Annotated in this window: 16 protein-coding genes; 11 read left to right on the top strand and 5 right to left on the bottom strand. The window is 36.9% G+C overall.

Translation table 11 applies throughout. From position 1 onward, the window contains the following. Positions 1–7 precede the first annotated feature (7 nt). From QZ138_RS01310 to QZ138_RS01295, 4 genes are read left to right on the top strand one after another with little or no spacing between them, the layout of a single operon-like run. Positions 8–1,846, top strand: a complete 1,839-nt coding sequence (locus QZ138_RS01310; RefSeq protein WP_292885231.1) for an Ig-like domain repeat protein — start codon at positions 8–10, stop codon at positions 1,844–1,846. 19 nt (positions 1,847–1,865) lie between these two features. Next, the gene (locus tag QZ138_RS01305; RefSeq protein WP_292885229.1) at positions 1,866–2,399 is read left to right on the top strand and encodes a hypothetical protein; all 534 of its coding nucleotides are present in this window, start codon (positions 1,866–1,868) and stop codon (positions 2,397–2,399) included. A gap of 8 nt (positions 2,400–2,407) precedes the next feature. Next, entirely contained in the window at positions 2,408–3,031 is a 624-nt protein-coding gene (locus tag QZ138_RS01300; protein ID WP_292885226.1) for an ECF transporter S component, read from the top strand. A gap of 11 nt (positions 3,032–3,042) precedes the next feature. After that, entirely contained in the window at positions 3,043–3,528 is a 486-nt protein-coding gene (locus QZ138_RS01295) for a hypothetical protein (RefSeq protein WP_292885223.1), read from the top strand. Positions 3,529–3,748: 220 nt separating this feature from the next. Here the strand turns inward: QZ138_RS01295 and QZ138_RS01290 are convergent, their stop codons facing one another. Then, positions 3,749–10,618: an Ig-like domain repeat protein gene (locus QZ138_RS01290; RefSeq protein ID WP_292885221.1), complete on the bottom strand. Its 6,870-nt coding sequence runs from the start codon at positions 10,616–10,618 to the stop codon at positions 3,749–3,751. Positions 10,619–11,053: 435 nt separating this feature from the next. Here QZ138_RS01290 and ppsA point away from each other — a divergent pair, with 435 nt between their 5' ends. After that, on the top strand, positions 11,054–13,330 hold the full coding sequence (gene ppsA, locus QZ138_RS01285; RefSeq protein WP_292885218.1) for a phosphoenolpyruvate synthase: 2,277 nt from the start codon (positions 11,054–11,056) through the stop codon (positions 13,328–13,330). A 59-nt stretch (positions 13,331–13,389) separates the two neighbouring features. Beyond that, a complete protein-coding gene (gene mfnA / locus QZ138_RS01280; protein ID WP_292885215.1) occupies positions 13,390–14,547 on the top strand; it encodes a tyrosine decarboxylase MfnA in 1,158 nt (385 codons plus the stop codon). Here the strand turns inward: mfnA and QZ138_RS01275 are convergent. From QZ138_RS01275 to QZ138_RS01260, 4 genes are all read right to left on the bottom strand, one after another. Then, positions 14,544–14,915, bottom strand: a complete 372-nt coding sequence (locus tag QZ138_RS01275) for a dihydroneopterin aldolase family protein (RefSeq protein WP_292885212.1) — start codon at positions 14,913–14,915, stop codon at positions 14,544–14,546. The genes mfnA and QZ138_RS01275 overlap by 4 nt on opposite strands. After that, positions 14,906–15,640 (bottom strand): sortase, encoded by a 735-nt coding sequence (locus QZ138_RS01270; protein WP_292885209.1) that lies wholly within the window; start codon positions 15,638–15,640, stop codon positions 14,906–14,908. The genes QZ138_RS01275 and QZ138_RS01270 overlap by 10 nt, the downstream gene beginning before the upstream one ends. A 29-nt stretch (positions 15,641–15,669) precedes the next feature. After that, entirely contained in the window at positions 15,670–16,842 is a 1,173-nt protein-coding gene (locus QZ138_RS01265) for a DUF515 domain-containing protein (protein WP_292885206.1), read from the bottom strand. 62 nt (positions 16,843–16,904) lie between these two features. Beyond that, positions 16,905–17,600 carry an archaetidylserine synthase gene (locus QZ138_RS01260; protein ID WP_292602817.1) on the bottom strand — a complete coding sequence of 232 codons (696 nt, stop codon included), beginning with the start codon at positions 17,598–17,600 and terminating at the stop codon, positions 16,905–16,907. A gap of 424 nt (positions 17,601–18,024) precedes the next feature. Between QZ138_RS01260 and QZ138_RS01255 the strand changes: the two genes are divergently transcribed. From QZ138_RS01255 to QZ138_RS01235, 5 genes are all read left to right on the top strand, one after another. Next, on the top strand, positions 18,025–18,669 hold the full coding sequence (locus QZ138_RS01255; RefSeq protein WP_292885203.1) for a hypothetical protein: 645 nt from the start codon (positions 18,025–18,027) through the stop codon (positions 18,667–18,669). Further along, positions 18,666–19,739 carry a rod shape-determining protein gene (locus QZ138_RS01250; protein WP_292885201.1) on the top strand — a complete coding sequence of 358 codons (1,074 nt, stop codon included), beginning with the start codon at positions 18,666–18,668 and terminating at the stop codon, positions 19,737–19,739. The genes QZ138_RS01255 and QZ138_RS01250 overlap by 4 nt, the downstream gene beginning before the upstream one ends. A 48-nt stretch (positions 19,740–19,787) precedes the next feature. Beyond that, the gene (rnhB, locus tag QZ138_RS01245) at positions 19,788–20,402 is read left to right on the top strand and encodes a ribonuclease HII (protein WP_292602808.1); all 615 of its coding nucleotides are present in this window, start codon (positions 19,788–19,790) and stop codon (positions 20,400–20,402) included. 91 nt (positions 20,403–20,493) lie between these two features. Then, a complete protein-coding gene (locus QZ138_RS01240) occupies positions 20,494–21,333 on the top strand; it encodes a MotA/TolQ/ExbB proton channel family protein (protein ID WP_292885196.1) in 840 nt (279 codons plus the stop codon). A 9-nt stretch (positions 21,334–21,342) separates the two neighbouring features. Next, a complete protein-coding gene (locus tag QZ138_RS01235; protein ID WP_292885193.1) occupies positions 21,343–21,759 on the top strand; it encodes a biopolymer transporter ExbD in 417 nt (138 codons plus the stop codon). Positions 21,760–21,764: the final 5 nt, after the last annotated feature.

Below are 21,764 nucleotides of genomic sequence, written 5' to 3'. Positions count from 1 at the left end.
TGATTATATGAATAAAAAATTTATGGTGATTCTATTGCTTTTGATAGTTGCTGTCTGCTCGATGAGTGCAGTTTCAGCCCATGAAGGAATGGAAAATCCGATTGTTCCCGACCCCAATGAGGTGCAGCCCGGTGAGGAGGTTTCAGGAACGGTTAACATGACTGTTGACGTACATTGGCATAATGAACGCAACTATGTAAATTTCTCAGCTGAACATATTGAAACAAGGACTGTCTATTGGAATAAGCAGGATTTAAATCCATCCGATGGATGGTCAGCTTCTTGGGATACTTCAGATGCTCCTAACGGAGATTATTGGATAACAATCACTGCGGTTGACGTGAAAAATCTGGAGGGCAAAAAGGAGTTCAAGTTGGTATTGAACAATGTTCCTACACAATCAAGCATCGTTTTGGAAAACGTAACGGCGGTTGTTGGCAAATCGACTAATATAATTGCCACTCTGAAGGACGCCGATTCCAATCCGATTGCAGGCAAATCAGTCGAGTTTATAATTGGTGGCAAAACATGCTCTACAAGGACAACCTCTTCAGGCATTGCGACAATTCCATTCACTCCCTCTGAAGTTAAAAACTATGATGTCATCGCCAAATTCCGTGGCGATAACAAGTACCTGGAATCACAGGCAGAGGGTCTTATCAGGGTTATTTCAAATGTCAATGCGACAGTATTGACAGTTGACAATGCCGTTGGAAACAATAGGGAAAGGATCTTGCTTAAGGCGAATCTTTTATGTCCCGGCCCGTGGGATGCAAGCTACAATAAGAAAATCGACTTTTATGTAAATGGAAGGCATGTGGGTTCGAATCTTACTGATGAGAACGGAGATGCGATGCTTCATTATGACATAACCGAGATTGGTGGGGACTATGTTTATCAGGTCAGATATCAAAATGAAAGCGGTGAAAACTTCACTGACTCTGCATTGCTTCATGTTCCACAGTCAGAAGTCTACATTACTATGAAAGCCGTTACATATTCCGCTGACGGAATTTTCACAATCGGCAACAGATTCAAATTGAATTGGATAGTCAACAATAATGGCCCGGACAGTGCACAAGACACTGTTGTCACATATAATGTGCCGGCTCAATTGAAGTATCTTGAATCCGTTGCTTCCCAGGGAAAGGTGACATACGATTCATCTAAGGGCATTCTCGTCTGGAATGTCGGCAATGTCACAATGGGAAGTCAAAATATCGAATTGATGTTTCAGACTCTTGCCGGCGGCAAGATTAGCCTGTCTCCACAAATAACTACTGTAACTTATGACGGATCCATTGAAAATGCGGTTCCTGCAAGATTTTTGACTGTCAATGCTTACGAACTTAAAGGCAATACTTTGACAAAATATTACGGAGGGTCTGAAAAGTATAGGGTTTACTTCTACACTAAAGACGGCAAGCCAGTTTCAGGTGCCGTCATTAGAATTTCAGTCAAGAAACAGACATTCAATCTCAAAACCAACGCCAACGGATTTGTGGAGTTGGGAGTTAATCTCAAGGCAGGCACATATGCTGTGGATGTCAGTTGTAATAACCTGCATTTCTCTAATAAGATTGTTGTAAAGCCAACATTGATTACCAAAAACGTCGTCAAGAAAAAGTCCAAGGTAATCAAGTTCACAGCAAAGGTTTTAAACAATAAGGGCAAGGCAATCAAAAACAAGAAGGTCACATTCAAGCTCAAGGGCAAAAAGTACAAGGTCAAAACAAATAAGAAAGGTGTTGCGACTTTGAAGCTTAAAAATTTGAAGGTCGGCAAGTATGTCATCTATACATCTTATGCCAAATTGGCTCAAAAGAATACAATCAGGATTAAATAATCTTTCATGTGGTGATTTAATGAATAAAAAATGGATTTTATGTTTAATAATGGCAATTTGTGCGGTCATACTGGTTTCAGGATTTGCGGTTGCCCATCCTGGCCACGAGGGGGGCCATGACCCGGAGGAGATAACGACTTCCGATGTGGCTGATGCATCAGCCAGTGATTCCTCACAGGCTTCAACTGCTGATTCTTCCTCAAAAGATTCTTCTTCAAAAGATAGCGGCAGTTCCAAATCAAGCTCCAAGTCATCAGATTCATCAAAATCAGAATCAAGTTCAGGTTCATCTGGAAGTTCCTATTCGGGACAATACTCGCAGTCATATGATTCTTCCGATGATAATTCGCAAGCTGCTGGCGATGATTTGAAGGATACTTTGAAGGATAACAAGACCAATAAAACCAATAATTCGACCAATTCAACTCAAAACAATACCAACGTATCTGTCGTTGAAAAGAATGGTGATAATAATGGTTTAATGATGATTATACTATTGGTGGTCATCATTATGGTTGTGGCTGTTGTCGGTTATCTTAAATTTATGAAATAGGTGGACAAATGCATATTCCTGACGGTTTAATACCTTTTGAACAGGCTTTGGCCTATTTAATTGTCAGTCTTGTAATTTTGAGCATTTTCTTTTATTACACTTCAAGAAAAGTGGATATGGAAAAGAGGCTGGTTTTGACTGGAGTGCTGACGGCAATCGTTGTTGTAGCCACTTCATTTACAATTCCCTCCCCTATGGGTGTTCAGATACACTTTTTCATCATACCTCTGGTCGTATTCATATTGGGACCGTTCAATGCCTCACTGGTTTCCTTTTTGGCGTTGCTGGTGCAGGCATTGGCTTTGGGTGAAGGAGGCGTCACTGCATTGGGAGCCAACGTATTGGATATGGGCATCGTTTTGAGTCTGGTTGTCTATGCAGTGTACAAACTGTTTTCAAGCATTGACAGAAGAATTGCAATTTTTGTTTCAACCGTAATGGGCATTCTTGCTGCAACATTCATGCAGATTTTCATCTTGGCCATTGCAAATGCCTCAAGTCTGGAAGTGCTGCTTGCAAGCCTTCTGCCTTACTATTTGATGGTTGCGATTATGGAGGGTATTATTAATATAGTTATTATGGAGTTTATTTCAAGAATGGATGCTTCCATTTTGGATATTGAAAAGGTTTAAAGGTGTTTATAATGAAATTGAAATATTTTATTTTAGTGAGTGCAGTATTGGTCCTGTTTTTGGGAGTTTCTTCTGTAAGCGCACATGGTGCGGATATGACTGAAGATACGATGATCATTGCAAATGAGTCCAATGGAATTTTGGCGAAATCAATAGTCGATAACAATGGCTTTGACATCAAGGTTTACAAGTTCGTGTCTGAAGGCGATGTTGAGCATCAGCTTGAACATGCCCTGACCAATCCAAACAAGAGAATCCTGGCCATTGCATATCAGGACACGGTAAACGATTACTTGAAGGAACATCCTGAGCTGAAGGACAGGGTCATTGTCGGTGAAGATGATAATGAGTCAATTACAAACAGCGCCCAGCAATTGCTTTTAATCAATGTTGGCAGTTCTTCCAATGACTTTATCATGCCTTTGGGTGTTGGTCTGGTAATCGGAGCAATCATAGGATTGGTCTGTGGAGTTTTCATCATGAAAAGAAAATCATGATTTCAACTTCTCCCTTTATTTTTTCCCTTTTTATTTTAATTTTTCAGTTGTTTATTTTGATAGTTTTTTCATCCAATTCAATTTAAGTGAATGCCTATTTGATATTCATGTGGGTTTATTTGAATTGGGCTTTGAAATGGTGGGAAGTATATATCAAATTCTTGTTTTAAGATGATGGATCAATTTGTAAAAAATAAAAAAAGTAATAGAGGATTAACCTCTATTTTTTAACTGTAATTTTAACCTTTTTGGTAGTTGCCTTGTAAAGTTTGTTTCCTTTAAACTTGATAACTGCAGTGTATTTGCCTTTTTTAGTTAACTTCTTGATTTTAAAGGTGGCCTTACCTTTGGCATTTGTTTTTGCCTTGTAGGTTTTGCCTTTAATTTTCAAAGTAACCTGTACCTTTTTGATAGGTTTTTTGCCTGCTTTCAAAGTTATGGTGTATTTTTTAACTTTTTTCTTGGCTTTAAAGGTTTTCTTTTTAGCAATTATTTTTGAGGCAACTTTTTTGGTTTTCTTACCGGTGTCTGGAGTGGTTTTCTGCGCTACGGTAATGTTGGATGTTTTGGAGATGTTTGCATAGGTGTCATCTCCGGAGTAGCTGACAGTTATGGTGTGAGCTCCTGCTGAGAGTTTAGGAACTGTCACTGTTGCACTACCGTTAACCAATGCCTGAGTGTATGTGTCTTTGCCATCAACAGTTACAGTCAAGTTACCTGTTGCATCTGGAGGTAAGTTAATTGTGTATGATGGTGAATCGCTTCCTTCAGGTGTGGTCATGTTCAATGCACTTTCTCCACCTGGAATTTCTTTTTTAGGTATGCTTACAGTAGTTTCCTTGGTAATTGAGTTGTAGTTTTCATCGCCTGTGTATGTTACGGTTGCAGCGTGATTACCCGGTTTTAGGTCTTCAAAGGTAACTGTGGCTGATCCGTTTTCCAGTTTTTTGGTGATTGTTTCATTTCCAATTGTTACTGTAAGGTTTCCTGTTGCATTTTCAGGCAGCTTGATGCTGAATGTTGGCTTGTCGGTATTGTTTGAACCGCTTATGTTCAATGCATCTTCCGGGACTATGTTTTTGACGGTTGTTGGGATTGTGACTGTTGCTCCTTTGTAGTTGTTGTCTCCGGAGTATACGAGTGTTATGTCATATGTTTTTGGAGATAACACATTGGTGCTTATTGTTGCCTTTCCGTTTTCAACCGCTTGTCCATAGTCTTTGTCGATTGTTGTGTTCATGTCTCCGCTTGCGTTTACAAGTTTTCCATCGGCTTCGATGGAGGTTGTGATTGTCAGGGAGTTGTCGGCGTTGATTTTTATTGTTGCATTGATTGCAGTTTCTTTCTGTTTGATTTCAAATGTATCGCTTACTTCGAGGTCTTCCCATCCTTCAACGTCTTTTATGGATACGACGATTGTGTAGTTTCCTGCGGAATAATCTTTTTTGTATAAGATTTCTTTTGTTTCGCTGTCAATGAATCCTGATTCCATTGCCAGTCCGAATTTGCTGGATATTGTCCATTGGTAGACGTTTGATCCTGCAGGTCCGCTGGTTATGGTGAATGTGAAGTTCAGTGCTTCGCCGTAGGTCACATCTTCTGCAACAATGCTGAATGATGGAGTGCCTGTTACGGTTATGTTGATTGTTTTTGTAAGCGGTTTGTAGTTGTCGTCTCCAGTGTATGTTATTGTTGCTTGGTGTTTTCCGGCAGTCAAGTCATCAAATGTTACTGTTGCCTGTCCGTTTTCTAGCTTTTGGGTGATTGTTTCATCTCCAATTGTTACTGTAAGGTTTCCTGCTGCGTTTTCAGGCAGTTTGATGCTGAATGTTGGCTTGTCGGTATTGTTTGAACCGGTTAAGTTCAATGCATCTTCCGGAACTATGTTTTTGATAGTTATTGTGATAGGTTTTGAGCTTCCGGTATAGTTTTTGTCTCCGCTGTATGCAATGACTGCATTATGGGTTCCGCTGCTCAATACGTTTGTTATTATTGTTGCAATGCCGTTTTCAACATTTTTTTCGTAAACAATATCTAGTGTGGTATTGATTTTACCTGCTGCATCAGCGGTTTTGCCGTTGGAAGTTACGGTAACTTGGATGTCAACGCTATTGTCTTCATTAACAGTGATTACTGGAGTCAATTCGGTTTCGGCTTGTTTAACTTCAAAGGTGTCGTTCACTTCTAAATCTTCCCATCCTTCAACATCTTTTAGGGCCACTTTGATGGTGTATTTTCCTGAGGCATATTCTTTTGCATAAACTATTTTGCCGCTGGCGGTGTCGAGGTAATCTGATTCGATTGGGTTATTTTCCTCATCATAGATTGTCCAGATGTAGATGTCATAACCTTCAGGGCCTTTGGTTAGGTTGAAAGTTAAATCCAATTCCTCGCCGTATGTCACGTCATTTGCTGTAATGTTGAACACAGGGGTGTCAACAACATTCACATTAATGTTTAAAGAGGCTTTTTCATCACCATTATAAAGTACCTTAATTGTGTCTTGACCTTTGTTTTCAGCAAGATATGTGAAAATTGCATTGCCTTCACTGATTACAACAGAACTTGGATTTACCTTATTGATGTTTGAGGTTACAGTGATGTTGTAATCTGGCAATTTTGTAACTATTTCATTAGTGATACTGTCAACAAAGTTAATTACATAATTGTCGCTTTCAACCAAGGTTTCGTTTCCATCAATAGTAATTATTATAAAGTTTTCAGGTGCATTTCCACTAACTAAGGAATCAAATGTTGGATTATTTGTTCCCCAATAATTGTTGTTTGCTGTGGAAGCTGGTGAATATTTGAAAACGGTTCCTGTAGGGTCGTTAATAATATTGTTGTCTATAATGGAATACTCAACAATACTTTTTCCGGTGTAACTTGTTGAAGTGGAGCTACTATATAATACAGAACCGAGTTTGGCGGCATTTCCTATGAAAACTGAATTTGACAATCTTGCAGCACTGCTGCCGGTGTATATTGCGCCTCCATTTTCACTTGCGGTGTTATTTATAAATGTGTTATTTTTCACGGTTGTAACTGAAGAGGAAGTTGCACTGCCTATTGTTCCGGAGTATATTGCTCCTCCGTTTTTAGCTTTGTTTCCAATGAATACGTTTCCGGTGAATGGGTATGAAGTGGATGACTGTATTGTTACGGAACTTCCATATAATGCCCCTCCATTTTCGCCGGCCTCATTATATTTAAATGTATTATTTATAAAAATTGAAGAACTGGCAAATTTCATGGCACCTCCGTGAGATGAAGCAGTATTTCTCTCAAATGTATTGTTTATGAAGGTAACTGCAACTGAAGATGAAATGGCACCTCCAGTAGTGGCACCTGTGTTGTTGATAAATTTAGAGTTGGATATGGTGGCTGATCCTGCACTAATGTAAATTACTCCTCCTTCTGCAGTTTTACTACCTTCGAACTCGACTGTATTATTTTCGAAAATACAGTTGTTGACTGTAATTTGACTGTTTGTGTATCCTCTTATGAGTCCATAATTTGGATTTTTCATGAAGTTGTTGGTAACATTCACATTGGTCAATATTAATGTTCCCATATTGTAAATCAGTCCGTTTGCATTTGATGAGCTTGTTGTTTCAATCAATGAGTTATTGTCAAAAATTGTATTTTCAATAGTTAATGTTCCTCCATTATTGTCTATTAATCCAAGAGCCCTGGTTACAGTTGTATTGATGTTTGAATCAATAAATTTGCTGTTTTGGATGTTTAATTTATTTTTATTGTATATTCCAGCAGCAAATGTATTTGCACTGCTTGTTACCTCCTGATTAATTGTGAAAATAACATTGTCTAAAGTCAAGATTCCCAGGTTTTTAAAACTGGCTTCTGGACGTACATCGGTATAACTGCCTGTTGCAACATAATCACTCACTAAAATAACATCTTTTAAGGTTAAATCACCTGTTGAAGTTACGCTGAATAATTTTGCCAGATCAGTGCCGTTAATTTTAAAGCCATGGCCGTTAATGGTTAATGTTTTATCAATTACGATGCCACTTTCCAAACCTGCATCAATTTCAGCGTCAAAGGTGTAATCTTTGAGTAGGTCAAATACATCTGTTGCATTTTGGATTAACCTGTTTAATTCTCTGAAGGTTCCAATTGCAGTCGGATCTTCTTCGACAGTAACCACCAGCATCGCTTGTTGTTGTGTATTTACGCTGGCTATAATAGTATCGGTTATCTTATCTGCTGTGGAATAATAGTTAAATGAAGCAGTACCTTTTTTAATCACGACACGGTCATCAGATAGTCTATTGGTGGCAGATAAATCAACTGTATAATCCGGCAATTCTACCAATGCATCTGTATCATTAGTTTTGAAGTTTACTGTGAATGTTGCTTTTGATTCAGGAATTACTATAGGTTTTCCTTCAATGGTTATCACAACATGGTTGTCCGGAGTTAAGCTTGTTGTTCCATTGGTCACTAAAACTTCAAAGTCCGGACTGTTTGTTCCCCAATAATTGTTATTTGCGGTTGTTTTGTCAGAACTGTAGATTGCAGAACCTGTTGTTGCTGTGTTTCCTTCGAAAATGGCATTTGTAACGGTCACATCTGCAGGTGTAACTGTTGTGCCTGAAACATATGTTCTTGCATAGATTGCTCCACCCTTAACTGCGCTATTGTTGATGAATTTATCATTTACGCTGTTAAAAATTACTCTGTAGTTGACATAAATCGCACCACCGCAGCCTCCTTCAGGATTGGCACCTTCATAATTGTTGTTGTTTTCTATGAATGTGTTATTTTCGGAAGTGAATGTTATTGTGCTGGTTGGTGTTGCTGCGATTGCAGAACCTGTCCAAGCGGAGTTTTTAATGAAATCACAATTTGTAACGGTTACTGTTCCGCCTTTAATACATAGGGTTCCAAAAGCAAGGTTAGTTGCTCCTGTTCCGGTAGATTTGCTTGATACAACATTTTCCTTAAAAGTACAGTTGTCAATTGATGCAATTGTTCCAACAGCAGCATATACAATACCGTTTATCATTGAATTTCCTGTACCTTCGTAGGTTATGAAGTTATTCTCAAATGTTGCATTGGTCATGTTCAAAATTTTGGTATTATAGAGAATTCCATTTTGTGTGCTCAACATGCTTCCTTTTGAATAAACTCCGTTATTTGCAAATAATGAGTCTTGGATTATCATGGTTCCCTTGTTATAGATTAAACCATAAGGACTTACTGTTGATGTGCCGGTATAATTGGAGATGGAATCAACGAACCTGCTGTTTTTAATGGTTATTATGCCCGCAACATCATTAAGTATTGCAGGTGCAAGTCCATTATCTCCAGTTGGTCTAGTTGTTCTTTTACTTGTAAATGTAACATCCTCAAAAGTGATGCAGCCTTTGTTGAGGATATTTCCATTTGAAGCAGCACTGGAAGCTATTACGAAATCAGTTATTAAAGTAACATTTCTTAAATTTAAGTTACAATTTGCCGCAACAGTGAATAGTCTTGCAAGATTGGTACTGTTAATTGTGTAGCCGTTACCATTAATGGTTACGTTTTTGTTGATTGGAATTCCACTCTGCAATGTGCTGTCGCTTGATTGGTAAATGTAGTCTCTGTATAATTCTAATTCATCATTTGCAGTAATCAAATCATTTAAGTCAGTGAAAGTGCCGGCTGGAGCTTCAGTTACATTAATGATGTAGTCCACTCCTTCAATAGTGATTGTATCTTCACCTGCAATAACAGGCAAATATTTGTATTGGCCAATGCCCTTTTGGATTTCAACAGTTGTTTCGCCTAATTTTTTAGAGTTTACTGTTACATTATAATTTGGCATTGTTTCAAATATTGTACTGGCAGTATTTAGAGTAAATGTAATTTCGAATGTTTTTTCCTCGCCTGTAGTGGCATTTTCTGGGATGAATCCTAAAACGATGTAATTTTCAGGTATGTTATTTTTGGTCAACTTGTTAAAGTCCGGGGTATTTGTTCCCCAATAGTTTGCGACAAGTGATGAATCTCCAGTTGCTTCTATTTCATAGTTTTCAAAGGTATTGTTTACTATAATGTTATTTGTAAGTGTAGCGGATCCGCCAACACTATTGATGATTCCGTTTCTTTGGTTGTTTGTACTTGAAAATTCCATAACATTGTCTTTTATTGTGCTTTTCAGAATTTCCAATGTTCCTCCATTGTTATATATGAATCCTTTGAAATTCTTAGGATTTGATTGGGGATTGTAGTTCACATAGTTGTTGCTTATTAAAACATTGTTTAATTTTGCAGTTCCTTTTTCATTATGAATCAATGTTGCAAATGTTATTGTTGAACCAATTTTCAATGAGGAACTTAACTGGTTATTGTCGAATGTCGTATTTTCGATTTCAAGATTGGAACTTGCACCGTTGTTATAGATTAATCCGTAATAATAAGTTTTGGTACTGGAGCTTGTAAATGCGGTTTCATGTTTAATAGTTGAATCTTTAAAAACACTGTTTTTTATAAGCATGTTGGCATTATTTACAACTGTATTGTAATACAAATCGACATAACTGCTGCTACTGCTTTTTGTTAATGCCCGTTCTACAGTAAAGCTAACATTTTCAAAGGTTAGATTTCCGCTGTTTGAAATAAGCATATCATTTTGAGTCTCACCGGCATAGGTTGATGTTATCACTAAATTTTTCAATATAAGTGAGCCGGTATTTGATATTTCAAATAATTTATTGTCGTTTCCTGTTATCTTATGGCCGTTACCGTTGATTGTTATCTCACGGTCAACAGCAATTCCATTTACATAAGCGCTGTCGGTATCTGCAGAATAAGCATAATCTGATTCTAATGTAACCTCCGTTTTACCAGTGAGGTTATTGTTTAGGTCAGTGAATGTTCCGTCGCCGTTAGCATTTAAAATGGGGTCATCTGATGAGCTTTCAAGTGTATTGTCCGTTTCTTCTAAAACAATTTCATCGCTGGCAGATGCGGTTTCATTAATGCTTTCAGCATCTGCAGCAGATATTGCACTTAGTGTAATAATCAACACTAAAAAAATCATCAGAAGAATGAACGATTTTTTAAGTTTTTTTCTCATATTCATTTCTCCTTAATATTAATTTTTAGTAATTTTGTATTAATTTAATTAATAAAAAAATTTAAATTATTAATACACTTATTATTATAAAGTCCTATATATTTAAATGTTTTTTTTGTATTACTCTAAAAAGTATTATTTTAATTAAATTAGGTAAAAAATTCAGTATTTTAATGTTTTAAAAATTAATAAATAGTTTTATAAAAATTTGAAGATTTGGGGAAGGTTATTGCTTTTAAAAAAATTTAATGGATTGATTTCAAAGCCATTTTTTCATCAAAGTAATACATTAATTTCAATATTTTTTAGGAATTTCATCTTTCAAATAATTTGACATGAAATTGATAATTAAATATTTAAACGTTGAAAATCATATTTTAATATAATATTGACTTAGTCAATGTAAGATATTTTCAAACCAAGAGGTTATATTTTATGTATGTAAAAAAATTTGAGGAGTTAAGCAAATCCGATATTGGAATTGCAGGTGGAAAAGGTGCAAATTTGGGTGAACTGACTCAAGCGGGCATTCCAGTACCACCAGGTTTTGTAGTAACGGCACAAGCTTATAAATATTTCATGGATGAAGCTGGAATTAACGATCAGGTAATGGAAATCCTTGATGCAATCGACATCAACGATACCAAAGCTCTTCAGGCAGCAGCTGAAGAAATCAAAACAATCATTATCGAATCTCCTATTCCAGATGATTTAGTATTATTCATTCGCGAATATTATAATGAACTCTGTCAAAGGGTCGGCGAAGATGACACTGATGTAGCAATCAGGTCTTCCGCAACCGCTGAAGATTTGCCTGAAGCATCATTTGCAGGCCAACAGGACACTTTCCTGCATGTATCCGGTGATGATGAAGTAATCGAATACATCAGAAAATGTTGGGCATCATTATTTGAAGCAAGAGCAATCTTTTACAGAGAAGAAAATGACTTTGAACATTCAAAAGTTTACATTGCAGTAGTTGTTCAAAAAATGGCAAATGCCGATAAGGCAGGAGTAATGTTTACTGTAAATCCATCCACTGGTGAAGAAATTGCATTAATTGAAGGATCCTGGGGACTTGGAGAATCAGTAGTGTCAGGGGACGTAACCCCGGACAACTATCAGGTTGACAAAAAGGACAACGAAATCATCAACGTTACAATCAGTGACAAAAAGGTAATGTACACCAATGATGAAAAAGGTACCAGTGTAAAGGTTGAAGTTCCTGAAGAAAAAAGAAAAGAAAGAGTATTGTCTGATGCGGAACTCGTTGAATTGACTGAAATGGGTAAAAGGGTTCAGGCTCACTACGGTGAACCTATGGACACCGAATGGGCATTTGAAAAGGACATGCTGTTCTTGCTGCAGGCAAGACCAATCACTACTTTGGGCAATGCCAGTGAAGAGGCTGGTGATGCTTCCTCTGATTTAGGTGATGTTTTGGTAAGGGGTCTTGGAGCAAGTCCTGGAATGGCTTCAGGTACAGTCAAAATCATTTTGGACATTGATGAGCTGGATAAGATTAAAGACGGAGACATCATGGTTACAACAATGACCACTCCGGACATGGTGCCTGCTATGAGAAGAGCAAGCGGTATCGTAACCGATGAGGGTGGAGTAACCTGTCATGCTTCAATCATTTCAAGAGAACTTGGAATTCCTTGTGTTGTAGGAACCGGTGATGCTACAGCCAAATTGGAAGAAAACACCGGCGTTACCCTGGACGGTAAAAAAGGATTGGTGTTTGATGGAATCTCCGAAACCAAAGAAGAGGCAACTGTGGTTGCAGGAACTGTTGAAGCAGCTCCAATAATAACAGTAACTGAAGTTAAAGCTAATGTAAGTATGCCTGAAGCGGCTGAAAAAGCAGCAGCAACCGGTGCAGATGGTGTCGGACTTTTAAGAACTGAACATTTAATGTTAACCTCTGGTATTCACCCTGGCAAATTCATTGCCGATGGAAATGAAGATGAATTGATTGATACAATTGCAGACAATGTTCAAATTGTAGCTGACGCATTCTATCCAAAACCTGTATGGTACAGGACCCTGGATGCACCAACCGATGAGTTCATCACATTAGAAGGTGGAGAAAACGAACCTAGGGAACACAACCCAATGCTTGGTTGGAGAGGAATCAGAAGGGAACTCGACCAGCCGGAAATCCTTAAATGTGAATTCAGAGCAATCAAAAAACTGCATGAAAAAGGATACACTAACATTGGAATCATGATTCCATTATCACAAAGTCCTGAAGAGCTTAAGCAGGCTAAGGCACTTTGTTCTGAAGTCGGATTCGAACCTCACAAAGATGTTGACTTCGGTATGATGGTGGAAATTCCTGCAGCTGCAATAATGATTGATGAATACATTAAAGTTGGAATCGACTTTGTAAGTTTAGGAACCAACGACCTGACTCAATACACTCTTGCGGTTGACAGAAACAATGAGTTTGTAGCAAAACACTACACTGAAGAGCACCCTGCAGTAATGAAACTGATTGAAAGAACAATCAGAAAATGTGCAGAAGCAGGTGTCACATGCAGTATCTGTGGTCAGGCTGGTAGTGTACCTCACATTGTTGAAAAACTTGTTGGATATGGAATTACAAGTGTATCATCAAATACTGATGCTATAGCTGATGTGAGAAAAACTGTTGCGCGTGCTGAACAAAAAATTATTCTCGACGCTGCTCGTAAACGTCTAGAATAATCTTTTTATTCTTTTTTTTATTTTTATTTTTATTTAATTATTGTTAGATAGGTTACTTTATGGATGATAAGCCAATAGATAAGCAGGATATATTGAATGAATTGGATGAACTTCACAAATTGGACCATGACTATGCAGACGGCAGGATATTGGGTTCAATGTGTACTGAAGCACATCCCTTTGCAAAGGAAGTATTTTGCAAATTTTTAGATACCAATTTGGGAGATCCCGGCCTTTTTAAAGGAACTAAACAGATTGAAAATAAGGTCATCAAATCTATTGGAGAGTTATTGTCTCTTGATGAAGCCTATGGTAACATTGTCACTGGTGGAACTGAGGCCAATCTAATGGCAATGAGGGCTGCCAGAAATCATGCAAGAAAATACAAGGGAATAGTTGATGGTGAAATAATCATTCCCGAATCTGCCCATTTTTCATTTAAAAAAGCTGCAGACATGCTTAACCTAAAAATCGTTGAAGCAAAAATCGATGAAAATTATAGGATTGATGTCGGGGCCCTTAAGGATGTGATTTCAGATAAGACCGTGGCAATAGTGGCAATTGCCGGAACAACTGAATTGGGCTTGATTGACCCTATTGAAGAGATTTCAAAAATTGCTTTTGAAAACAATATCTATTTCCATGTTGATGCAGCCTTCGGAGGATTTTCAATTCCATTTTTAAAAGAGGAGGGTTATGACTTGCCGGTATTTGATTTTTCACTTGAGGGGGTCTGTTCCATAACTGTTGACCCTCACAAGATGGGTCTGGCTCCGATTCCTGCCGGAGGAATCATTTTCAGGTATGAAGAGTATCTTGATGTTATGGCAGTTGATTCACCATATCTGACTGTAAAAACACAATCAACCATTGTTGGAACTCGGTTGGGCGCTTCATCTGCTGCAACCTATGCGATAATGAAGTATTTCGGAAAGGAAGGCTATTCCAAACTTGCTCAAAACATGATGGAAAACACTAAATTCTTTGCCGAAAACCTGAAGAAACTGGGCTATGAAATTATCTGCGAGCCGGAATTAAATATCGTTGCATTCAACCATCCTGATATGGAAGCCAATGATTTGGCTAAAAAATTAGAAGATTTGGGATGGAAAGTGTCTGTTGCCAAATGTCCGGTAGCTATTCGTGTAGTCCTAATGAATCACATTAAAAAAAATCATTTGGAAGAGTTATTGAAAGATTTGGAAGATATATACTAATCTTCAATACTTTCAACATACATCAAAGGATAGTTTAACTCTTCAATGAATTCAATTCTTATTATTGCAACAACGTCATCTACTTTTGTATGGATTTTAACGTCGAGCATATCTCCTGTAAGGGAGGTGTAGTCAAATTCGGTCATGGATTCCTCAAGTTTATCGAATCTTATTTCAACCTCTACCTTTTCAATTGCAGGCTGAAGGCTCAGTGATTCCTCCATGGCCTTTTCAAGGCTTTCCTTTGTGTCCTTGTTTACAGGTGTTCCTACAAACTGGTGGAACAATGCTCCCATACTGATTGCGCCTTCAAATATGGCGCGTTCACGTGTTGTTATGTTTGAAAAGTATTTTGTGTCTATATCCATCCTGACCCTCCATTTAAGAATATTATCTTGTCATATATCCACTCTGACGGCATTGGATTTATGCAGCAGTAGAACAGCACAAATGAGATGATTAAAACTGTTGCCAGAATGTATATTCTGTTGTCCTTCGGATAGAAGAAACTGAATGCGAGTCCAATCACCAGGAATATCGCAGTAATTATCAGTGCGTTTGATGCCTGAGGGTTGTCTTCAAGCACTTGTGTATTGATTGGCCCCTTGTCAACAATGTCTCCTTGAACGATTATCCTATTTTCAGTCGAACCGATAGGGTCGCATGTAATCAGATATGCTGAATCTGATCCTTCAGGAACGAAGTTATAGGTTGCAGGCACTATTTTTGTGTCAACCACCTTATATTTAATCTCTCCGATTCCGGGCCATTCAAGAATGAATGTATCTCCAACGCCCAATTCATTCAGCCTCAGGAATGGTGAGCCCTGAAGTGTCCGGTGTCCGTACAATGCAACAGGATTTTTAGTTGGAGTGTTTTCTCCCGGGTCGCTTAAAACTCCGTAATTTAAGGATTCATTGTTTATCTTTTCATTGACTCCGATTGAGGGGATTATGATTTTGGGAGAATCTGCATTGATGGTTTTGTCCACAACGACCTTTGTTGAAAAGTAATTGACTTCTCCCATCGCATATAATCCTATTATCAAAAGACAAATGATAACAATTATTGTTGAAATGCTAGGCTTGTTCATGCTATCAACTTTGTTAATATTATTATATATTAATTGTGATATGTTTCGCTGATTTCTGTCACCATCCAATCCGGCGCCTCTGATGTTGGAATTGTCAGGACAATATTTTCCATATTGTTTATTATGTAACTGACCTTGTCCTGCGGTGCCTCAATCAAAAGCATATATTGTGCATCCAGATCTCCCAGGTTGATTTGTCTTTCGTAATTTGACAGCTTCACTCCATAATCGTCAAGCATCTTAAAGGTTTTTTTCTCATCATATCCGTTGATGATCGATGCCTTAATCATTTCCAGCACGTCTGATGAAAATGCTTTCGTATTTTCACGGGGATTGCTGCTGTTCCCCTCAACTGTCATTTTTGATTTTGAATATTCTGAATCGATTTCTCCGTTTTCCTCATATCTCATTATGGATATTACTGTACATCCTCTTATTTCGGGTGATGTGGAGTTTGTAATGTTTTCGTCTGTTGAGTTGGAATTTGTATAGATGTCTACAACGCTGCCTTCCTTTACAAGGCCCGCTCCAGCCTGAAGCCGTGAAACCAGAATAGGTACCGAAACGGTATTGGGTTCATCAAATTTTATTTGGGAGAGAATTTTTGCATCATTCTCATTAACGATTTCCATTGCTTCGTATATTGAAATGATTGTGCTTTTGCTTTCGTTTTCGTAAACTACCATTGTCCTGTTGTATTTGTCCTGATGAAGATTTATTGATTTTTTGTGATGTTCCTTCCAGTCCTTTGTTGCGGGGGTCATGATGTTTATTGACTCGACTTCATGTGCATTTTTTGCGTCGTTAATCTGATTTTCAATTAGCAGTGCATTGGCCGAATCTGTCAGTGCTCCGGAATAGAGGTCATGAAGCTCATTCAGCTTTGTTGTTTTTGCAAGTGACAATGCCTCCTGTGAAGGTTCATAGATTATGAAATAATAGGCCGTTATTATCAATGTCACAAGAATCAATGTCGTAATGATTATACCTATCTTTCTTTTTTTCTCATTGTCAGTGATATCGATTGATTTTGGAGATAAATAAATTCCAATTTTTCGATTCAGCTTTTTCAGTGGTGTTAATTCATCATCTTCTTCTTTTTTTGGCGGTTTTTGAAGTTCGCTGGAAATTTGTTTTTTCAGTTCCTGTGTCTCTTCAAAACCTTTAGGATATAATGGATCACGTGGTTTTTTGGTATTCATTTTCAATACTCCTAAATTCAGTTATATGGATGGTTAACTTAATTAAATAGGAGTAATATTCCTTATCTTTTAATTAAATTAATTATTAGGTAGTAAAGACAGAATAATAGCAATATCAATGCAGGTACATTAATATTGTATATTATGATGTTGATTGGAAGAATCAAAATCACTATTAATATTGCGGATATTGCAATTACTGGAATGTTGTCGAATTTCGGATATCTGATATTGCATATCATAAGCAATGAAATAATTGCGCTTAATATCAATGCAACATACGGATTGAATAATCCGCTCAGATAATATGTGGCCAATACAAGTGATATTCCTGGAATCGGAAAGCCTATGAAGTCCTTTGTATCGATTTTGCCGGCAATTACATTATATCTGGTCAATCTCAAAACTCCACAAATAACAATAAATAAGCTAATGATAACTACTATTGCCTGAAATATGCCTGGGGTGGTGTTAATGCAACTGTAAAGAAATGTTGCAGGTGCTACTCCGAATGAAATGATATCGGACAAAGAATCGATATTTTTCCCGAAGCCTAAATCGTCCTGTCTATTTGTTTTGCGTGCTACCCAACCATCTGAGGAGTCAAATATGATTGCAATAATCATGAGGATTGCAGCTAGCTCAAAATTGTGATTTATTGAGCTAATGATGGATAGGAATCCTGAACTCATATTCAACAGGGATATGATGTCGGATATCGCTATAAAACTTTTCATCTCTGTGTTCATGCTACTCATAATTCAACTCCAGTATTACTTTCTACTTCATTTCTTATTAATGTTACCTTCTAATTCGTATAATTTTTACTCATATCCGTATTTATTAATGTAGGCATGTTAGTTTTACCCGATTTGAAAAATTGTTTTCATTAATTATTATTTACTTATTGTTATAAAGTTATTTTGGTTAGATATTATTGTTATTGTTCTAATCGGTTAAAATAAAGTTTTTTCCAATTTTTTTTAAAAAAAGTCCAATAAAAGATAAAATATATATAATAATGTTTTTAATAAATATTTATTGTTAGACTTTATAAACATCAATAAATTTCTTTATTTAGGTATTAAATTGGGAATTATCTTCCTTAAATTTAGTATTTCTAAATGATATTTCTTGTTTGTTTAGACGACTAATTTATATTAATATATTGCGAGTAGTTAGATGATAGAAGATAATATACGCATGCTCAGGCAAGCAGCAGTGGCCACATCAAGTGAAACCTTTGAAGTTGATAAGGCTTGGGGCATTGTTGCAGGAAATGTTGATTTGGTTGATGCTATGGCATATAAAGCCATTGCATCTAATCATCAAATTAAAATACTTTTCAGAGAGCATGTCATATTGACTGATGGCAAGGTGGACAAGAAATTTGATTTTATCATGTTTTATGGCAATTCTCTTAAATTGAATGAATTTAAGGCCGAAACCCAAAAGCATGGTGGAGCTTATGTTCAGGTTTCTAAAACTCATCTGTTGAATGAGCCAAATTTAATGGTATTGGTGGCTCCTGATGATGTGATAAGAAACATAGTGTCCGTCCTTGGAAAATCAAGGATTTCATTTGCAATTCTGCAGGAATCTCAAACTACTGGGTTCATAGATATTGATATAAGTAACGAAGTTAAATTGCCAAACTTTATTAAATCTCTCTTCAAACCATTTTATAATGCTAATGAGGTTGTTTTATCAACAGTATTGTTGTCTGTTGAAAGGAAAGAGGCAGTTAATAAAGTTCAAAGTATAGCTACATCTAATAAGGTTTTCGTTATCGATTTTAGAGATATTGTAACGGAGGATTTATCATGAATATTTTTGGAAATGAAGAGGAAGAACCACAAACTGAAAATACTAAAGTCATTAGTAACAGTTTAGGAATTGATTTAGGAACTTTAAACACTGTAATTGCAAAGCCTTCAGGTGACAAATTTGATTTATACCAAATTCCATCTGTTGTTGCAGTTAAAAAAGATGACCCTTCAGAAGTATTGGCTGTTGGTGAAGAAGCTAAAAAAATGCTCGGAAGGACTCCTGAAGATATTCTTGCAGTAAGACCTTTGAAAAAAGGAGTTATAGAAAACGTTGTACAAGCACAGGCATTGCTCATTAAAGCAATGCAAATCGGTATTAATGAAGGTGAAACTGTAGGTAGAATCGTCATTGGTATTCCTGGTGATGCTTCTGAAGTAGAAAAGAATGCTGCTGAAGAGATTGGAAGAAAAGCAGGTGCTCAAAACATTCTGGTAATTAGTGAAGGATTGGCTGCAGCTATTGGTGCAGGTTTGCCTATTGCAGAACCTAACGGCACTATGGTTGTGGATATTGGTGCAGGTTCAACCGATATTGTAATCATTTCCCTCGGTGGTATTAATGATATTGAAACCGTTAGATGTGGTGGAGATGACATTGATATTAAGATAGTTGAACTTGTAGCAGAAAAATACGATGTAGCAATTGGTATTCATGATGCAGAAGCTGCAAAAATTGAAGTTGGTATGGTGCATTGTTCCGAACAGCTTGAAAACTTAAGTGTAGAAGTAATCGGTAAATCCCTTGAAACTAACAGGCCTAAAAAGGTTGTAATTGATTCAATGCTCGTTGCAGATGCAGTAGAGCCATATATGCAACAAATAGTTGACGGCTTAAATGTAATTTTAGAAAGATTATCTCCAGAATTGATGATGGGCGTTTACAATAACGCTGTTGCTGTTGGTGGAAGTTCAAGACTCCGTGGAATCAAAAACAGAATCTTTGATGAAATCGGAATCCCAATAGAAATTTCTGAAGATCCTATGACTGTTGTAGCAAAGGGTACTGCTATCGTTGCTGCTGAACCTCTTGCTTTAGAACCTGAAGTTCGTCTCAGGGCCATGAAATAAATTTATTTTATTTCATTTCTTTTTTTTATTTTATATTTATTGATTTTTATGGATATTTTAGGTATTGATGAAGCTGGAAGAGGGTCTGTTTTGGGACCTATGGTGATTGCAGGAGTAGTGGTTCCTGAAAAGATGGAAAAGGTCCTTGGAAGAATGGGTGTTAAGGATTCCAAGAGGTTAACTGCAAATCGCCGTACGATACTGTCTCGTAAATTAAAAAAAATGTTTGAATATGACATTATCATAATATCTGCTCGTGAAATTGATGAAATGAGGGCAGACGGAATAAACCTTAATGAAATCGAAAAAAATGCAATGGAAGAATTGATTTTAAGGTTAAAACCGGAAAAGGCCATTGTTGATGCTGTTGATGTGAAGGCTGAAAGATTTCAGGAAAACCTTAAGAAAGACACAGGTTTTGATGTTATTGCGGAACATAAGGCTGATGATACCTATATTCAGGTCAGTGCTGCTTCAATTATAGCAAAGGCTGAAAGGGATGCTCAGATTGCTGAGATAAATAAGGAATTCATCAAATCCGGTGGAATCGGTTCAGGATATCCATCTGATCCTACAACCAAAAAATTCCTTACAAATTATACCTATGATGAAATGCCTGATTTCGTTAGAAGGTCATGGAATACGGTAGCTAAAATGAAATAATATAAATCTTTTTTTAAATAATATTTAAGTATATGAATTAATATAATATTCTTATAAATTAATTTTCAATATAATATATTTAGGGATAAAAATGATTATTGAGTATATTATGCCATTTGTTGATGGGATAGTTGACATTTTTACGCAAGGGGGAATTATTACTTACATAATTCTTTTTATGGGTATTTATGGTCTTATTATTGCATTAAGAAAAATTGCATATCTTAAAAAAATTAGTAAGGTCGATACAACCGAAATTTTCGGTGTTGTAACCGCATCAATGGAAAGGGGCGGTGCTGTAGAGGCCTTAAAACAGATTAATGGGTTTAAGAATCCAATTTCCAGAATTATTTCTGAAACTTTAAAGATAGGTTATAAGAACAAGACTGAAGTTGAAGAGAGTATGGAACAAATTTTCATTGTTGAAGTTGCTAAAATGACCAAAGGTTTAAGCACTATCAAGACGATTATTGAGCTTGCTCCATTTTTAGGTCTGATCGGTACTGTTATAGGTATTTGGATGACATTCAAATCATTAGGTGTTCATCCGGATTCTGCGGCAATGGCAGAGGGTATCTACATTGCTTTGACAACTACAATCATGGGGCTTTTAGCGGCTATTGTTCTATTGCCTGTATATACTTATATTCAAGGTCTTATCGAATCTGAAATGGATAAGATTGAACTTGCTACAAAAATGACCAATTGGGGATATGCCGTCGTTAATATTAGAGTGGATTCTAATGTGGAATGCGCACTTGAGGCTCTTCAGGAAGCTGAAGGTGTTGTAAATGCCAGGCTGATCTCTGATCCTTATGCTAATATCAAGGTTTCTTTTAAACCGAGCATGTTAGATAAAAGTATTGCAAATATTATTTTAGAAAAGTGTAATGTTAACGCTGAGATTACTGAAAGTAAACTAAGACAATAGGTGATTGAATTGGCAATTGATGTAAAAAAGCATAAAAAGAAATTTTTAGATCAAAAACCTACTATCAATTTGGTTCCTTTTATTGATATTCTATTCACTATCATGATTTTCTTAGTTGTTACTAGTAATTTTTCAGCTACAGATGTTCAAACGGATGCTGCAGATGATGTTAAAGATACTGGCGGAAAACCTAATGTAACTGATGTTTCCGGTGACCAGGAATACTATGTTGTGCCGGTGGCCCATCTTAATAAGGTTACTGTTAACGGTCAGGACAGGTCTGATGCGATATCGGGCAGCGCCGTTGGTGTTCAAGCTAATGTTATTGATCAAGGACAGGTTACCATCAAACCGGGTGAAATCGTTATAGAAACTCCTCCTGGTGTGCCTCCAGAAGTGGCGGTACAACGTCCTGAAGTTAATTAAGGAGA

Origin of the sequence: Methanobrevibacter sp. UBA212 (assembly GCF_905233225.1) — an archaeon.
Lineage (GTDB): Archaea > Methanobacteriota > Methanobacteria > Methanobacteriales > Methanobacteriaceae > Methanocatella.
The sequence above is the reverse complement of the archived record's forward strand: the minus strand, read 5'-3'. Positions and strand labels throughout refer to the sequence as shown.

Bases quoted from the DNA above. Each gene is read 5' to 3' on its own strand.
- QZ138_RS01310 (WP_292885231.1), top strand. From the start codon at position 8: ATGAATAAAAAATTTATGGTGATTCTATTGCTTTTGATAGTTGCTGTC.
- QZ138_RS01305 (WP_292885229.1), top strand. From the start codon at position 1,866: ATGAATAAAAAATGGATTTTATGTTTAATAATGGCAATTTGTGCGGTC.
- QZ138_RS01300 (WP_292885226.1), top strand. From the start codon at position 2,408: ATGCATATTCCTGACGGTTTAATACCTTTTGAACAGGCTTTGGCCTAT.
- QZ138_RS01295 (WP_292885223.1), top strand. From the start codon at position 3,043: ATGAAATTGAAATATTTTATTTTAGTGAGTGCAGTATTGGTCCTGTTT.
- QZ138_RS01290 (WP_292885221.1), bottom strand. From the start codon at position 10,618: ATGAGAAAAAAACTTAAAAAATCGTTCATTCTTCTGATGATTTTTTTA.
- ppsA (WP_292885218.1), top strand. From the start codon at position 11,054: ATGTATGTAAAAAAATTTGAGGAGTTAAGCAAATCCGATATTGGAATT.
- mfnA (WP_292885215.1), top strand. From the start codon at position 13,390: ATGGATGATAAGCCAATAGATAAGCAGGATATATTGAATGAATTGGAT.
- QZ138_RS01275 (WP_292885212.1), bottom strand. From the start codon at position 14,915: ATGGATATAGACACAAAATACTTTTCAAACATAACAACACGTGAACGC.
- QZ138_RS01270 (WP_292885209.1), bottom strand. From the start codon at position 15,640: ATGAACAAGCCTAGCATTTCAACAATAATTGTTATCATTTGTCTTTTG.
- QZ138_RS01265 (WP_292885206.1), bottom strand. From the start codon at position 16,842: ATGAATACCAAAAAACCACGTGATCCATTATATCCTAAAGGTTTTGAA.
- QZ138_RS01260 (WP_292602817.1), bottom strand. From the start codon at position 17,600: ATGAGTAGCATGAACACAGAGATGAAAAGTTTTATAGCGATATCCGAC.
- QZ138_RS01255 (WP_292885203.1), top strand. From the start codon at position 18,025: ATGATAGAAGATAATATACGCATGCTCAGGCAAGCAGCAGTGGCCACA.
- QZ138_RS01250 (WP_292885201.1), top strand. From the start codon at position 18,666: ATGAATATTTTTGGAAATGAAGAGGAAGAACCACAAACTGAAAATACT.
- rnhB (WP_292602808.1), top strand. From the start codon at position 19,788: ATGGATATTTTAGGTATTGATGAAGCTGGAAGAGGGTCTGTTTTGGGA.
- QZ138_RS01240 (WP_292885196.1), top strand. From the start codon at position 20,494: ATGATTATTGAGTATATTATGCCATTTGTTGATGGGATAGTTGACATT.